The sequence below is a fragment of the Flavobacterium xylosi genome, assembly GCF_042787345.1.
GTDB classification, from domain to species: Bacteria; Bacteroidota; Bacteroidia; order Flavobacteriales; family Flavobacteriaceae; genus Flavobacterium; species Flavobacterium xylosi.
In genome coordinates this window covers 1-16,018 of sequence record NZ_JBHZPZ010000013.1, presented here as the reverse complement: position 1 = coordinate 16,018, position 16,018 = coordinate 1, and the positions used below count along the sequence as shown (strand labels likewise).

The window sequence follows — 16,018 nt, the reverse complement described above, 5'->3', positions numbered from 1 at the left end:
AAAATATGTTTAACACAAGAGAATACGAGTGGGCGGATATAACTGTCATTTTGGGAGGAGTTGATTTATTGACGATTCGCGCTGTAAAAGCTAAAAAGAAACGTGAAAAAGAGCCAATATATGCAAAAGGCCGTCAGCCATTTGCTATTCAGAGCGGGAATGATGCTTACGAAGGTGAGATTGAATTACTAAAGTCTGGTTATGATGCCTTAGAAGATGCTGCAGGCGGCAACATCTTGGACGCTAAAGTGGATATGCTTATTTGTTATGGTAATCCATCATCTGGCGATGTGATTCGCACGAAAAGAATTTCTGGAGTAAGTTTTACAGAGTCAGAAGAAGCTGCCAAACAAGGCGACAAGTTTATGCCAGTAACCTTACCATTCTTAGCATTAGGAATGAAAAATGTATAACCAATAATCCCGAGCAATCGGGATTATTTAATAAAAACAACAAATGAACACACCAACATACAAAGTAGTAGAAGGAACCAATACAGCGTCTCCTGAACAATTAGAAGAATGGAAAGCCACACACGGTGAATTTTTTGGAATCGTAATCGAGGACAAAGTTTGTTATTTAAAAAAGCCAGACCGCAAGGCATTAAGCTTTGCCTCACAAGTAGGCTCTGACCCGATGAAGTTTAATGAAGTGATTTTAAAAAATTGCTGGTTGGGTGGTGACGAAGACATTTTAACAAATGATAGTTTGTTTCTTGCTGCCTCTTCAAAACTAGACCAAGTAATTGAATTTAAAAAAGCGGAGCTGGTAAAGTACTAGAGTCATCAGTTGTTGACGAAAACGACTGGTTTCGCATCACAAATGCCCAATTGCGCTATTACATGAGTATAGCCAATCCTGATGACTTGTCAGACGAAGAGTGGGCGCAACGATACAAAGAACTGGAATACATTCGAAAAAAAGAAAACGCATAAATGAGCAATACCTTATCCTATATCATACAAATTAATGAAAACTTTGATAAGGTAAATTCCTCATTCAATAAGTTTCAAACTAATGTACATACAGGAATTGACAAAGTTCAAAAGCAGTTGAATGGATTACGGTTAAACAACTTAATTCAAAATATAAGTTCTGCAGCCGATGGACTGACAGCAATGAATGATCCAGGGATAAAGTTGAGTACAAGTCTTTATGACCTATCCGCAATTACAGGAGTAACGGGAAGCAAATTAAAAGAAATTGAAGGTTATGCACGCGAGAACGCCAAAACGTTTGGAGGTGCTGCAGCTGATAGTGCGGAATCATACAAGTTGATTCTTTCGCAATTGTCTCCCGAAATAGGAAAAGTCCCTATCGCTTTGAAAGCAATGGGTAAAGAAGCATCGATTACAAGTAAATTGATGGGTGGCGATACTGTTGCTGCAACAAACGTTCTTACCACAGCGATGAATCAATACCAAGTTTCTTTGGCTGATCCAATAAAGGCATCCAAAGAAATGGCAAAGATGAACAATGTGATGGCCGCATCTGCCAAAGAAGGTTCTGCTGAATTGCCACAAATTGCTCAAGCCTTAGAACAATCAGGATTGGCTGCAAAAACGGCAAATGTTTCCTTTGAAGAAACGAATGCATTTATTCAGGTACTTGATAAAAACGGAAAAAAAGGAGCTGAAGGTGGTGTTGCTTTGCGTAACGTAATGGCAACATTAGCTCAAGGTCGTTTTTTACCAAAAGATGTAAAAGCAGAATTAACCAGTGCTGGAGTAAACATTAATAAACTTACTGATAACTCTATTTCGTTGTCAGAGCGATTAAAACCGCTAAAAAGCATAATGACAGATCAAGCTTTGGTTACAAAGCTTTTTGGTAAAGAAAATAGTAATGCGGCCATAGCTATGATTGCGGGTATTAACGAAGCGGAACGCCTTACAACAGCCGTGAGTGGAACTAATAGTGCTTATGAGCAGGCAGCTATTATAATGGAAGCCCCTTCAGAAAAAAACAAGCAGTTACAGGCTCAAATTGATGACTTTAAAATATCCTTATTCAATGGTTCAAATGGTTTATTAGCTTACACTAATATTCTTGGAAACACTGCTAGAGATTTCAGCAATTTAATGCCCATTTTTCAAGGAGCGGGTACCATTATTTCAACAGTAACCAGTGCGACAAAACTACAGGCATTATGGACTGGGACTGTTTCTGGCGCTACTGCAGTATGGACAGGAATTCAAACTGCATTTAATACTGTAATGGCAATGAATCCTATTATATGGGTTGTTATTGGAATTATGGCTTTGGCAGCAGCTATTGTTTGGGTGGTTTCAAAAACAGAAGGTTGGGGTAATGCCTGGAAACATACCGTTACTGGTGCAAAATTATTGTTTACGGCTTATGTCGAAACTGTTAAAGCACAATTTAATACTATGGTAAACGGCATTATGATTGGAATTGATAAGATTCAAATTGCATGGTATAAGTTTAAAAATATGGCTGGTCTTGGCGACAGCAAAGCCAATTCTGCTGAGATATCCAAACTAAACAGCGATGTTGAAGCTCGGAAAGAATCTATCAAAGCGGGCTATAAAAAGGCTGCTTCTACTGCAGTCGCAGCAGGAATGGAATTTAAAGCGGCTTATGATTCCGTAAAATGGAAAAAAGAGAGTAAAACAGATGATGCAGGCATTGCCGACGCAGGAACTATTCCTGGCGCCGCTTCAAAAGGTGGAGCGGGAAGTTCTGGCGGAGGTTCTGCTAGTGCTAAAAAATCAAACGAAGCCGTTGCCACAGGCGGTACCAAACACAATTATATCACTATCACCATCAAAGAGCTGAACGGTTTGAAAGATGTAGTGATAAGTGGCAAAGATGCAGCTAACAAAGCAGGCAGCGAAGTGGCTGACGAATTATTAAGAATTTTGGCAATGGCCACAACAGCAACAGGATAATTATGCTAACAGATAAAGACATACTATTCGCTAGTTTGATGGGTACGGCTAACATTAAAACGTATCAGCGAACCCAATTAGTACAAAATGAATTAAGTAAACACGTTTTACCTAGAATTCCTTTTCTACCCTTTCAAAATGAAAATGTGATTGCTCAAGAGAATTTGAATCCTTCGTGGTTGATTAACCAAACGGATTTGCCAATTCCTGAAGAACAACAGTTTTTTTCGTTGTCTTTTAGTTTAACTGAAAATGGACAAAGATGGTTATTCCCTTATGAGCCTATGATTACAATAAGTTCAGGAAATACCGTAATAAAAAGAAATGTTGCTAAACAAGGCGATAAATTGATTGGTACAATAAAGGAACGCTGGAATCGAAAGGATTTTGATATTACAGTTACGGGTGTTTTGATGGGAAGTTTAACAACTGGAAAGTTTGAAGATTGTTTTCCTAGAGCACAAATGCGAAAGCTTTTTGAGTTTTTGAAGTACAACAAAGAGTTTTATATCTATTGTGCGCCTTTGGAAATTTTAGGCATTATAAAAGTAGTTGTTGAGGATTACACTTTCCCTTTTACCAAAGGGGAAAATGTGCAGGCTTATGATTTAAAATTAACAAGTGATGACTTTTACAACCTACTAGTTATCGAAGAAAATAAATAACATGTTTGATATTAACTGGAGTGTAAAGTTTAAAAATGCGGGTGTTACCTACAGGTTAGAAACGATTGCCGCCATTGATATTGACGAAAGCGTGGATAATCTAGTAGATACAGCCACCATAACGTTACCAGAGGCGGTAATGAATCAGGTTTTGAATATTGGCGACCGCATTGGTAGAGGCACAGAAGTGGCTGTACAATTAGGTTATGATGAAGTTTTAATAACGGAATTTGTGGGCTATGTAAAAGACATAGTGACTAACGATAGTTCTTTGAAAATTCTTTGTGAAGATGCTTTGTTTTTGTTTCGTGTAGGCGTTAAAGATATCGAAATGAAGCCTACCACAATGGCTAAAATTGCACAATCCTTACTCTCCCAAATTAATCCAGGTTATAAATTAGTTTGTGATTATGACATTGCTTACGAAAAGTTTGTCATTCATCAAGCCACTGGATTTGATGTTTTAAAAAAACTGGCCGAGGAAACGAAAGCCAACATCTATTTCAACACGGATAAAAAGGAGTTACATATTCATCCGCCTTATTTAGAAAAAAGCGGTGAAGTCATTTACTCCATGCAGGTGAACGTTGAAAAAAGTTCATTAGAATATAAAGAAGCCATCGACCGTAAAGTCGAGGTTATAGTTGAAAGTACTAATGTAAAAGGGAAAGTTGAAAGCTATACAGCAGGAACTACAGGAGGCGAAAAGATAACGCTAAAAGTAGGTTCTGTGAGTCCGCAAGATTTGCCAAAAATAGCCAATGCAGAACTCATTCGCCGTTCTGCTGATATGTATGAGGGAAGTATTGACGGTTGGTTAATTCCATTTGTGAAACCCACCTATTCGGCTAAAATTAAGGATGAAGATTATCCAGAAAAGGACGGAACCTACTACGTTGTGGGTGTTGTTACTTCTGTAAGTGAAGCGGGTTGTAAGAGAACTGTAAAATTAGGAGTTAAATTATCAGTTAAATAATGGATACATCTGCAGAAATAAAAAAGGCATTGATTGAAGCTTTAGGAATAGCTCCAAATTTAGCGATTACTGCAACCGTTGTATCGGTTGAAAATGACACTTGTACTGTGCGCTTGTTGAGTGAGTTGGTTTTGTCTGACGTGCGATTGAAAGCGACTATTTCGGAAGATGATGATGATCATTTTTTGATTGTTCCAAAGTTAGATAGTGAGGTTATATTAATGAGCCAAACAGGGACTTTAAGCGGTTTGATAGTTTTGAAAGTTGATGCCGTTGAAAGCATTCGATATAAGAAAGGCGATTTTGAATTTGTTGTTGATGGTACCACCGGGAAAGTAACTTTAAAAAAGAGCGGCGCCAATTTTGGGGCTTTAGTTTCTGACCTGATAAAAGAAATAAGCAACGCCATTATTTTGACACCAGCGGGACCAGGACAAATAGCAGCCTCAACTAAAGCCAAATTGACGGCATTGGACACAAAGTTTAAAACACTTTTAAATAGCAATTAAAATGGGGTTAAATAAAGCGGGATTAAAAGAAGCGATCAAAGCAATACTTACCGATATGCTAACCAAAGAGGAAAATTCTATTGAGGATTTCGCCACACGATTAAGTGATGGAATTGATGTGTTTGTAAAATCAGGGACGGTAAATGTAACTGTTGCCACAACTGGAACGGCTACGAGTCACACCGGAAGCGGAACCGGAACCATAAGTTAGACAATATGAAAGGCATAGGGATACAAGTAAACGACCATAACGACACAGGCGATATTTTGGATTTAAAAATTGAACCCATTCGTGACAGCTCCAACAAAATTGTTGGTGGCTTGGTTATAGGAGTTACACTAGAACAAAATATTTCACTTATGCTATTAGCGCACCAGGGGGAACTGAAATCAAACCCTGATTTAGGAGTGGGAATAGAGGATATAGTTTTGAGTGAGGATTATTTGGCTTTTCGCCACAAGATCAGGGAGCATTTAAAAAAGGATGGATTGGTAGTAAGTGAGTTGGATTTGTTTGAGGGTAAACCTTTTAAAATAGTAGCCGAATATGGAAAGTAAAGTATATCAAGGACAGAGTTTTTTAGATAAAGTAATTGAGATGACAGGATCGGTTGATAATGCTTTTGCAATGGCTATTGAAAATAATGTGTCAATAACGGACTTATTGGCCATTGGTACCATATTGACTTATTCGGGTACGATTACTAAATCTATTTCATCATTATTTAAAGATAGCAATAGATGTGCGACCGCGATAACAAAACAAAACCACGAGCTTATTGTAGCTGATGAAGGTATTGGTGCAATGATAATCGAAAACACATTTATAGTAGGATAATGGGAAGAACTAAAACACAAATCAAATCGGAAATTACAACGCCGTTTATGGCAAATGAAAACTTGGCTTATAAATATGGTTTTTCTGTTGGAGCTTCGTTTGATGCTGAATTTTCATTACTCAGTTTGGAAAATATTTTATTTGAAATTATGGCTTTGGCTCTCTTTGTTCACGAGCAGTTTTTTGACCAACACGCCCGTGAAGTTAACGAGCGATTGGCCAATGAAAAAGCGGGGACGCTTCCTTGGTACCGCACAATGGCTTTGCGATTTCAATACGGTTTTGATTTAGTCCAGGACAAAGATTATTTTGATAATGGAAATGCAACAATTACGCAAATTGAAGATTCAAAAATAATTAAGTATGCAGCCATAAATGAAGCTGAAGACAGTAGTCGTGTTATTCTTAAAATAGCAGGTGAAGTGAATGGCGTTCTTACCGATTTTGACGACCCTGCACAAGTGGAAGCCATCGAGGCTTACATCAATGAAATTCGTGTTGCCGGGGTTGAAGTGACCATCATTAATTATAAGGCCGACAAGCTTTATTTGAACCTGAGAATCAAACGTGATGTATTGCTGTTTACCGAAACGGGAATGGATAAACTGGTTGGTAATTATCCAGTAAATGAAGCCTTGCAGGAATTTATGAAAGAACTAAAGTTTAATGGCGAATTGCGTTTGTCGGCATTGATAGACAAGTTACAATTAATACCAGGCGTTTTGGATGCCACTTTGCTTGCTGCTGAAAGTTCTTGGATTGATCCTGCACTAAGCGGTTATGGAGTACCACAACCCATTTTTATATCTAAAGTGGCTGAAAGCGGTTATTTCGAGATAGTAACATTTGACAATATAAGCTATGTGGTTTAAGATAGACTGGAATATTTTAGCACTGGATCAAATACCAATAGCCCTACGTAAGCCCTCGGTTTCCGCGGTGGCTCAAATAGTTTTGAAGCCGCTAAATGATCTTTATTACAAGTGGTACAACTGGCGAATAGATAACATTTACAAGTTAGATCATACGAGCCAAATATGTTATTTAAGAGGTTCGCTAAACGACAAATTTGATCCTGTAGAAAGGCGAATTTATATAGGCAATGGTTTGTTGTTTGATACACAATACATCTTTACTGAGGCTGAAGATATTGATGTTTGGCTTGAGACAGAATCTGAAGATGAAACGCTGTGGCTTCGTACAGAACCCGAAACGGCGGACACAGGTTTAGACTTCATTGTCTATGTTCCGGAAACCATTTATAACACGCAACTGGATGGACTACACGCACATATTAAATTTTATAAAGCAGGCGGCAAACGCTATAATATTTTTATAGATGAATAAATCAACTTTTATACTAACAGGCGGTTACCCACTAAAGGCCGAAAGATTGCAGGAACTGCAAACGGCTTACTCTATTTTCAACTCATTGGGAGCATTGGCGGGTAACTTTACCATTATTTCAGGATGCACGCTAACAGGAACAACGGTAGGTAATGGCGTTGTTTACATCAATGGCGAAGTGATTGATTTTCGTGAGGCTGATGGTGCCGGAACTCCTGATGTAATTATCATTGAGGAAGCCGTTAACAGGGCTTTTAAAAATGGTGTTATCAAGGAAGTACATACTAAACGGTATGCTACGTTTGGAACTGCTACAACTTCGTGGCTATGGGCTGATTTTGAAAGGGTTGATTCGTTGCGGAATTTCCAAAGTAGGATATTGCCACCGGGTACTAATCCACAATTGTATTGCGGCTTGGTTGCTAATATCCCGATGGGCTGGCAACTGTGTGACGGGACAAACGGAACTCCACCTTTACAGGGTCAGTTTATAGTAGGTTATGATCCTTCTGATCCCGATTATGACACCATTGGAAATGCGGGAGGTTCAAAAAAAGTGAGTTTGACCGCCGCAAATAATGGACCACACACGCATACTTACACGCAATATCAATTGGACCAAGAGGTGTCGGAAACTGGCAGCGGCGTAAGGGCTTTAAACAAAAATAATGAGCAAAGCGGTTCTTTTACAACGGGTTCTTCAGGTACTGGAACACCTCACGAAAATAGGCCGCCTTACTACACATTAGCTTACATCATTTATATAGGATAACATTATGGTAACAATAGCGCAAATATATGACTGGTTTATGACCGGAAAGAAACCTACACAGGCTCAATTTTGGGCTTCTTGGGGTAGTTTTTGGAATAAGCTCGAGCAAATACCACAAAGTGCAATAGCAGGTCTTACAGCGGTCTTGAATGCCAAAGCAGAAAAAGCGCAATTTGATGCGCATAAAACAGATGCAGCAGCGCATGCCGGGTTGTTTGATACCAAAGAAGACAAAACACAAAAAGGCGTTGCCGGTGGTTATGTTCCTTTGAACGAGTTTGCAAAAATAGCCAGTGAATATTTGAATATTGTTAATGACTTGGTTACGGGTGGTGCTACTTCTTTGGCCAGTGCCGAAACGGTTAAAACATTGAAAACGCAAATTGACGCTATCAATACCTTGCTTACATCTAATGATGTTAACCTGGACACAGTTCAGGAAATTGTAAACGCAATTAAAACGGTTGAAACGTCACTAAGTACCATCTTGATAAACGACCTGACCACCGGTGGTACCACGAAAGCAGCTACGGCAGAAACGGTGAAAGTTTTAAAGGGTTTGTTTGATGCCTTGACAACTGTTGTAGGTAATAAAGTTGATAAAGTTGCGGGCGAACGCCTTATTAATGCTGCCGAAATTACAAAGCTTGCAGGATTAGGAAGTATTAGTACAACCGTTAAACCTATCCTGTCAACCGCATTAACAACTCAAAATGTTGCGGGATTTGTTACTTATATCAATGCGCTTAACCCGGTTCTGGTGGTTGGAGCAAGTGAAATTGTAAAGTATAACTTAACGGATACGGGTCGAGTTTTTGAATTGAATTTAAGAGGTAGAAGTTTTGGAACTGGACAACCGGCGATTGTTGCAGCCAATGTTCTTGAAATAACGGAGTTTTTGAATAAAGACATAAGATTAAGCAATTACCCAAGTACTCGTAATGATGGGCAGTTGCCTACAAATAAAGTTTTAAGCACGGATGCACTAGGAAACCTAAAAATGTACACTATTGCAACGGCACCGGCACCGTACTTGGAAGTTTTAGTTCCTGATTCAACACAACCCTCAACCACGACAAATTTCACGCTAAAAGGCGCATTTTTTACGCCAACTATGACCGTTGCTATTGCAGGACAAACCATAAACTACATCACTTTCAAAAGCGACAATTTAGTTTTGGTAAATGTAACCACAGGAGCCATAGAAGGAAGTTATGCGGTTACTTTAAATAATGGGATTCAATCGGTTTTTAATAATGCTTTATTAATTGTTTTAGGTACTGTTTATCAACCTACTTCGGCAGATTGGACAGATATAGTTTCTAACCCTGATTTTACTCGCACAGGCGAAGCAGTTTTAACAAATTACAATGTACCTCAGGGCGCAAAATGGAACAAATTGATTGACTACACAAAAAAACTGTCAATAAGGTTTAACGTGCAAAGGACGCCTTTAGGTGCTTTTAGCATCGGAGATAGATATAATATTTTAGAGTTAGTAAATGCGTCAGGCGTAAAAATATACGGTTTCCAGTTTCAATTAGAAGGAGGCGGAAATAACAAGATTTATATCGAAACACCAAACCAAGGCTTATTGATTCCTCTTGAGTCAAACATCGGAGGTCTTACATACTTAGAAAGACTTTCAAATATGGAAAATTATAATTGTGAATTTAAGTGGTCTAATGGAGTTTTGCAATTTTTCGTCTCAGGCGTTTTAAAATCTAATTTAACAAGTACATTAACTGAAAATTTATATTTAAAAGTCAGTATTAAATACTCAAACATTATAAATTTAAAATACATTGAATTAGTCTAAAAATAAAATTATGCGCGCACAAATAGTATTAGATCATTTCTTAGAAAAGTTCCAAACGCTTGGTAATACACTAAGTGATATAAATTTCGATAACCTTTCTTTTTTCACCACTAAAGAGAAGATTATCGATATGAAAGGCCAATGGGTTTCAAAGTCTTATTATGCTGAAAAAGACAAGGAAGCAATCAGGATAACATATGAGAAATTATATGGTATTCACATTCATAATGGTGTTGAGTGGCCAAATACTTTTTTAGGCGTTGGAAAATCTATTCATTACTTGGACTGGGCGGGTGAAATCGCTTACACCAAAAACAAGCAACCTGAATATTTTGATTTACAGCCAGTATTTGTGGGTGATGGCACGGAGACTGTTGTTGGTTTTTCGAGCCAAAAACAAAGGCAAATTCTAAAAACGGAGCGTTACAATGCAGATGATTATTTGCAGGCTAAAAACCCAAATTTGTATGCGCTGCTTTACGCCAGATATACACAGCATTATGATTATTACCTAAAAACGGGAAAGAAAACCAATTTAGTAACTGCCATAAATGGAGAAACTGATCCTGATATTAATGCGGTTTTTAATAATCTTGTTTTCGGTACTGAAATCACGGTAAAGAATTTAATCTTAATGAATTTACAGTAATGTTAGGCTCAAAATCTACTTACTTTTTACAACACCCGGACACGCTTAAAAAGTGTAGAATAGAGCTTGTGTTGTATATGAAGTCACAGCGATATGATGTTGTAAAGCGTGAGGTTTATTTGAGGGCTTATGATTATTTCTGTCAAAATCCAAGTGATTACGATGGGGCAACATTTGTAAAAGATTTGTGCCATATACCGGGACTGGACATCAACGCTATGCTTCACGATTATCATTGCGTTGCTTACAACATCGCAGCGGATTTTTACACTAAATGGAAAGGTGACTGGCTATATGCCAAAGAAATGGAGCGTACCGGAAGAGGCCAATTGTCTTGGGTAAACTTCCTTTTGTTGAAATTAATAGGCACGCTGCATGTTATGTATGCGAATTATAAACGGGGTTACATCACCGGCCAACAAATGATAAATTTTGAAAAAGATTATCGGATTTTAATGTAGTTCTCAGGAGGATGGGACGTTAAAAAATAGTCCTCCAACAAATAAAAAAACTTCTCACGGTAATTTATATTTAGCACAAAGCCAGCGTTGGAGGACATAAGTCTTCTAGTGCTGGCTTTGTTATGTTTTATAAATTCCGTGAGAACTGCAAAGTAAATCAAATTAAAATTAATAATCAATCATCAATCAAAAATCGAATGGAATCAAAAAAGAAAATTTTTACAACGGCACCTTTGCCGTTTATGGGTCAGAAAAGAAAGTTTCTAAAGCAGTTTAAACCTGCATTAGAAAGCTATTCACCAACAGCTACTTATGTGGATATGTTTGGAGGAAGTGGTTTGCTTAGCCACACTGTCAAATCAATTTATCCAGACGCTAAAGTTATTTATAATGACTTTGACAATTATCGGGAACGCCTTGAAAACATTAATAACACGAATGTATTGATAAGTGATTTAAGGCTTATATTGAAAGATTATCCTAAAGATAGTAAGATAACCGGTCTTGTTAGAGATGAAGTCATAGAGCGCATTAGAATCGCTGACGAGCAAGGATATGTGGATTATATTACATTGTCCTCGAGTATATTGTTTAGCATGAAGTACGTGCTTGCGTTTGAATACTTAGAAAAAGAGACACTTTACAATTGTGTTAGGCAGTCAAATTATGATGCTTCAGGGTATTTAGATGGCTTAGAGGTAGTATGCTTATGCTACAAAGAGTTATTCGCTAAATACAAGGATTTGCCTAACGTGGTGTTTTTAGTTGATCCTCCGTACTTGTCTACTGATGCCGGGACATATAAGAGCTATTGGAAGTTAAAGGATTATCTTGATGTCTTGCGGGTTCTGGACGGTACGAAGTATTTTTATTTTACTTCAAACAAGTCGTCAATCATTGAACTATGTGATTGGATTGAGACAAAAACGCCTATGAGTAACCCGTTTACTGGTGCAACTACGGCCACCATGAACGCTACAATCAATTTTAATGCAAGCTATACGGATATAATGATATATAAATAGTTTAAATAGTGTTTAAACTATGTTTAAAAAGCCAGTACGTTGTGTACTGGCTTTTATGTTTTTATGATACTTTTCGTTATGTAATTGTGTACTTTTCGATTTTCCGATTATACTATACACCCAAAAATGGGTAATTGTAGCTACTGATTGTCGCTTTATATTTTTTCAAATATATTAAAATTTTCTTATAAATTTCTTACAAATTTTCTTGAAAGGGATAAATACTATTGTTATTTCAGTTGCGCGTGAGGGATGGAAGCGGCATCCCACGCTTTTTAGCGTGGATACAGCGAAGAGCCCGACCTGGAGTTTTTACGCAAGGGCACGCCCAAAACAAAAAACGAGTTTGTCATTTTCGGCTCCATTTTCTGAAATTTCCAAAAAAAGTATATCTTTAGCCAACTAAAAACCAAAAACCCAATATATGGAAGACCAAAAACCAGAAGATTTTAAAAGAGAATTAGGATTACTCGACGGAACCATGCTTGTGGTTGGGTCTATGATAGGTTCCGGGATATTTATTGTAAGCTCGGATATGGTTCGGCAGTTGGGTTCAGCCGGTTGGTTGATTGCCATGTGGGTGCTTACGGGCGTCATTACTGTGATTGCTGCCGTGAGTTACGGTGAATTGAGTGCTATGTTTCCTAAAGCCGGAGGGCAATATGTGTATATCAAGGAAGCGTACGGGAAACTGGTGGGTTTTCTATACGGTTGGAGTTTCTTTGCAGTGATTCAAACGGGTACAATTGCTGCCGTGGGTGTGGCTTTTGCTAAATTTGCCGCCTATTTGTATGCGCCTTTGAGCGATAAAAATATTTTGTATGAGATTGGCGATTTCAAACTCAATGCCGCACAGATTGTTTCTATTGTTACCATTATTTTATTGAGTTACATCAATAGCCGTGGGGTGAAAAACTCTAAGATTTTACAAACGGTTCTTACCGTAATCAAAATTCTGTCTTTGGCAGGTTTGATTATTTTTGGTTTCATGGCCGCAAAAGCGGAAGTTTGGGATGCAAACTGGACCAATGCCTGGGCTTCACAATCTATGGATGTGGCTACCGGTTCGTGGATGCCAATAAGCGGAACGACATTGATTTCGGCAATTTCGGCAGCTTTAGTGGGTTCGTTGTTCTCGAGTGTGGCGTGGGAAGGGGTGACTTTTATTGCTGGGGAAATTAAAAATCCAAAACGCAATGTGGGATTGAGTTTGTTCTTAGGAACTTTAATCGTTAGCGTTATTTATATTTTGGCTAATGTAATGTATTTGGCTGTTGTGCCTTTGCAAGGTATTGCCACTGCCGAGTCTGATCGTGTGGCGGTTGTCGCTTCGCAGGTTATCTTTGGATCCGTTGGGACTTTGATTATTGCTGTGATGATTATGATTTCGACTTTTGCCTGTAACAACGGATTGATTATGGCGGGTGCCAGAGTCTATTATACGATGGCGCAAGACGGTCTTTTCTTCAAGAAAGCTGCCGAATTGAATAAAGCGAGTGTTCCGGCATGGTCTATCTGGGCGCAGTGTATTTGGGCTTCGGCTTTGTGTCTGACAGGGAAATATGGTGATTTATTGGATTTTGTGGTAATCATCGTTTTGATATTTTATATCTTGACTATCTTAGGAATATTCATTCTCCGCAAGAAAATGCCTGATGCCGAAAGACCGTATAAAGCTTTTGGATATCCGTTTTTACCGGGACTTTATATTGTTATTGCAAGTGCCATTTGTTTAGCACTGTTGTATACAAAAACAAGTACAAGTGGATGGGGCGTTTTGATTATGCTGATTGGAATTCCGATTTATTACTTGACGAAAGCGAAGGAGTAGTTTGCAGTGTTCAGTGTTCAGTGTTCAGTGATCAGTGTTCAGTCGCAGTATTTAGCGATTTGTTTTCAGTAATCAGTTTTCAGATTTAAAGATCTAATAATTTAATAAAAAAATCCGTCTCGTTTTAATAACCGGACGGATTTTTGATTTATAGCAACAAGACTAATCTTGTTGCTTTATTTTTTCGAATTAATTAAGCGGTAGCTAAATCATTCAGTACAGATTCTACTTCGTTGAAAGGTAATCCCCAAGCGTCAGCAACTCCTCTGTAAACGATTTTACCGTTAGCTACGTTCAATCCTTTTCTTAATTCTTCATTGTCTTCACATGCTTTTCTCCATCCTTTGTTTGCTAATTGCAATGCATAAGGTAAAGTCGCATTTGTCAACGCTAAAGTAGAAGTATAAGGAACTGCACCTGGCATATTCGCTACACAATAGTGAACGATATCATCAATGATGAATGTTGGATCTTCGTGAGTTGTAGGGGTACATGTTTCGATACATCCACCTTGATCAACTGCTACGTCAACTACTACAGTTCCCGGAGCCATTAATTTCAACATATCACGAGTGATTAAATGTGGCGCTTTTGCACCTGGAATCAATACTGCACCAATAACTAAATCAGCGGTAGCAATTGCTTCAACGATGTTGTAATGGTTTGACATTACAGTAGTCACATTAGCAGGCATCACATCAGATAAGTAACGCAAACGCGCTAAACTTACATCCATAATAGTTACTTGAGCACCAAAACCAGCAGCCATTTTAGCTGCTTGTGTTCCTACTATTCCACCACCTAAAACTAAAACTTTAGCAGGAGGAACTCCCGGAACTCCACCTAAAAGGATTCCTTTTCCTTTCAATGGTTTCTCTAAATATTTAGCACCTTCTTGAATTGACATACGTCCTGCCACTTCTGACATTGGTACTAATAAAGGCAAGCTACGGTCTGCTTTTTCAACAGTTTCGTAAGCTAAACATACTGCTTCACGCTCAATCATAGCATATGTTAATGGCTCAGAAGAAGCAAAGTGAAAATAGGTAAACAATAATTGGTCTTTTTTGATCAAAGGATATTCAGAAGCTATAGGCTCTTTTACTTTGATGATCATTTCAGCAATGCTGTAAACATCTTCAATTGTTGGCAATAATTCAGCTCCAGCTTCCGCGTAGGCTTTATCACTAAAACCACTGTTTTCTCCAGCAGATGCTTGAACGTAAACAACATGTCCGTGTTTTTTGAATTCAGCGACACCTGCAGGTGTAAGTGCTACACGATTTTCATTATTTTTGATTTCTTTTGGGATTCCGATTATCATATGTATAAGTATAATTGATTTAGTGACTATTTCTACAACAAAAATAATGCATAAAGAAAATATTAGTAGTCGATGGTATTAAATTAAGAAAATATTCATTTTATTTGGTATTTTTACAGTAAATTTTTCTGAATATTATTTTTTTATCTTTCTAAAAAGAAAAAACATCTGATAATTCATCTTTAAATAATCGAAATAAATCATGATTTTAGACGCAACCGACAAAAAAATCTTACGTCTTCTTCAGGAAGATGCGCATATGACCTTAAAAGATATCGCCAACAAAATAAATCTTTCGCTTACACCGGTTCATGATCGGGTGAAACGACTTGAAAAAGAGGGTATTATCGAAAAATATGTATCTATTTTGAACAAGAAAAAATTGGGTATAAACCTTACTGTTTATTGTCAGGTGACGCTAATTAAACAGAATTATGATATCTCGGAAGGATTTAATCAATCAATATTAAATTTCCCCGAAGTGGTCGAATGTAATTTCGTGTCGGGAAGTTTTGACTACATGCTTAAAATCGTATTGCCAGACATGGAAAGTTACCATCATTTTCACCAAAAAAAATTGTCGATTTTACCGGAGGTTTCTTTAATTAATACTTTTTTTGTTATTTCGGAGGTGAAGAGCACGACCGTGTTGCCAATTTAGAGTTTCCAGATCTCATTGTAAAATTTCAACACTGACATAAAACTTAAACACATAGAAACATAGAAAAAGAGCGGTATAAACCCATTAAATAACAAAACCTATGTTTCTATGTATACTAGATTCAACTAATTAATGCAACTTTAGGGAAAAGATAAAGATATTTTTTCAAAAGAAAGGACTTTAAAGTCCTCTCTCTCGAATGGAATAAATGTTCTTTATTTGCTCCTGA

Annotated in this window: 19 protein-coding genes; 18 read left to right on the top strand and 1 reads right to left on the bottom strand. The window is 37.7% G+C overall.

The features are described 5' to 3' along the window. Positions 1 to 5: 5 nt before the first annotated feature. The 17 genes from ACFX5E_RS11540 to ACFX5E_RS11460 all read left to right on the top strand — a co-directional run bounded on the left by ACFX5E_RS11540 (position 6) and on the right by ACFX5E_RS11460 (position 13,804). Positions 6 to 413, top strand: a complete 408-nt coding sequence (locus tag ACFX5E_RS11540) for a hypothetical protein (protein WP_126563460.1) — start codon at positions 6 to 8, stop codon at positions 411 to 413. A gap of 43 nt (positions 414 to 456) precedes the next feature. Continuing rightward, the gene (locus ACFX5E_RS11535) at positions 457 to 780 is read left to right on the top strand and encodes a hypothetical protein (protein WP_126563459.1); all 324 of its coding nucleotides are present in this window, start codon (positions 457 to 459) and stop codon (positions 778 to 780) included. A gap of 155 nt (positions 781 to 935) precedes the next feature. Further along, positions 936 to 2,912: a phage tail tape measure protein gene (locus ACFX5E_RS11530; protein WP_379855311.1), complete on the top strand. Its 1,977-nt coding sequence runs from the start codon at positions 936 to 938 to the stop codon at positions 2,910 to 2,912. 2 nt (positions 2,913 to 2,914) lie between these two features. Further along, on the top strand, positions 2,915 to 3,577 hold the full coding sequence (locus tag ACFX5E_RS11525) for a DUF6046 domain-containing protein (RefSeq protein ID WP_379855310.1): 663 nt from the start codon (positions 2,915 to 2,917) through the stop codon (positions 3,575 to 3,577). Between the two features lies 1 nt (position 3,578). After that, a complete protein-coding gene (locus tag ACFX5E_RS11520; RefSeq protein ID WP_126766945.1) occupies positions 3,579 to 4,553 on the top strand; it encodes a hypothetical protein in 975 nt (324 codons plus the stop codon). After that, positions 4,553 to 5,062, top strand: coding sequence for a hypothetical protein (locus ACFX5E_RS11515; protein ID WP_379855309.1), 510 nt, complete (start codon positions 4,553 to 4,555; stop codon positions 5,060 to 5,062). Before ACFX5E_RS11520 ends, ACFX5E_RS11515 begins: the two co-directional genes overlap by 1 nt. A gap of 1 nt (position 5,063) precedes the next feature. After that, positions 5,064 to 5,273, top strand: a complete 210-nt coding sequence (locus ACFX5E_RS11510) for a hypothetical protein (RefSeq protein ID WP_379855308.1) — start codon at positions 5,064 to 5,066, stop codon at positions 5,271 to 5,273. Between the two features lie 5 nt (positions 5,274 to 5,278). Further along, complete coding sequence (locus tag ACFX5E_RS11505; RefSeq protein WP_379855307.1) at positions 5,279 to 5,620, top strand: hypothetical protein; 342 nt, start codon at positions 5,279 to 5,281, stop codon at positions 5,618 to 5,620. Then, the gene (locus ACFX5E_RS11500; RefSeq protein ID WP_379855306.1) at positions 5,610 to 5,900 is read left to right on the top strand and encodes a hypothetical protein; all 291 of its coding nucleotides are present in this window, start codon (positions 5,610 to 5,612) and stop codon (positions 5,898 to 5,900) included. The genes ACFX5E_RS11505 and ACFX5E_RS11500 overlap by 11 nt, the downstream gene beginning before the upstream one ends. Further along, positions 5,900 to 6,772: a nucleotidyltransferase gene (locus tag ACFX5E_RS11495; protein WP_379855305.1), complete on the top strand. Its 873-nt coding sequence runs from the start codon at positions 5,900 to 5,902 to the stop codon at positions 6,770 to 6,772. The genes ACFX5E_RS11500 and ACFX5E_RS11495 overlap by 1 nt, the downstream gene beginning before the upstream one ends. Further along, entirely contained in the window at positions 6,762 to 7,247 is a 486-nt protein-coding gene (locus ACFX5E_RS11490; RefSeq protein WP_379855304.1) for a hypothetical protein, read from the top strand. Before ACFX5E_RS11495 ends, ACFX5E_RS11490 begins: the two co-directional genes overlap by 11 nt. Further along, positions 7,240 to 8,019: a hypothetical protein gene (locus ACFX5E_RS11485; protein WP_379855303.1), complete on the top strand. Its 780-nt coding sequence runs from the start codon at positions 7,240 to 7,242 to the stop codon at positions 8,017 to 8,019. Before ACFX5E_RS11490 ends, ACFX5E_RS11485 begins: the two co-directional genes overlap by 8 nt. Before the next feature lie 4 nt (positions 8,020 to 8,023). Continuing rightward, complete coding sequence (locus ACFX5E_RS11480) at positions 8,024 to 9,838, top strand: hypothetical protein (protein ID WP_379855302.1); 1,815 nt, start codon at positions 8,024 to 8,026, stop codon at positions 9,836 to 9,838. A gap of 10 nt (positions 9,839 to 9,848) precedes the next feature. Continuing rightward, the gene (locus ACFX5E_RS11475) at positions 9,849 to 10,487 is read left to right on the top strand and encodes a hypothetical protein (RefSeq protein ID WP_379855301.1); all 639 of its coding nucleotides are present in this window, start codon (positions 9,849 to 9,851) and stop codon (positions 10,485 to 10,487) included. A gap of 77 nt (positions 10,488 to 10,564) precedes the next feature. Then, a complete protein-coding gene (locus ACFX5E_RS11470; RefSeq protein WP_379855300.1) occupies positions 10,565 to 10,948 on the top strand; it encodes a hypothetical protein in 384 nt (127 codons plus the stop codon). Between the two features lie 197 nt (positions 10,949 to 11,145). Then, positions 11,146 to 11,973 (top strand): DNA adenine methylase, encoded by an 828-nt coding sequence (locus tag ACFX5E_RS11465; RefSeq protein ID WP_379855299.1) that lies wholly within the window; start codon positions 11,146 to 11,148, stop codon positions 11,971 to 11,973. Between the two features lie 424 nt (positions 11,974 to 12,397). Then, positions 12,398 to 13,804 carry an APC family permease gene (locus tag ACFX5E_RS11460; RefSeq protein ID WP_379855298.1) on the top strand — a complete coding sequence of 469 codons (1,407 nt, stop codon included), beginning with the start codon at positions 12,398 to 12,400 and terminating at the stop codon, positions 13,802 to 13,804. A gap of 193 nt (positions 13,805 to 13,997) precedes the next feature. On the opposite strand, the gene ald is transcribed toward ACFX5E_RS11460, so the two are convergent. After that, complete coding sequence (gene ald / locus ACFX5E_RS11455) at positions 13,998 to 15,128, bottom strand: alanine dehydrogenase (protein ID WP_379855297.1); 1,131 nt, start codon at positions 15,126 to 15,128, stop codon at positions 13,998 to 14,000. Positions 15,129 to 15,330: 202 nt separating this feature from the next. Between ald and ACFX5E_RS11450 the strand changes: the two genes are divergently transcribed. Beyond that, a complete protein-coding gene (locus ACFX5E_RS11450; protein WP_379855296.1) occupies positions 15,331 to 15,789 on the top strand; it encodes an Lrp/AsnC family transcriptional regulator in 459 nt (152 codons plus the stop codon). Positions 15,790 to 16,018: the final 229 nt, after the last annotated feature.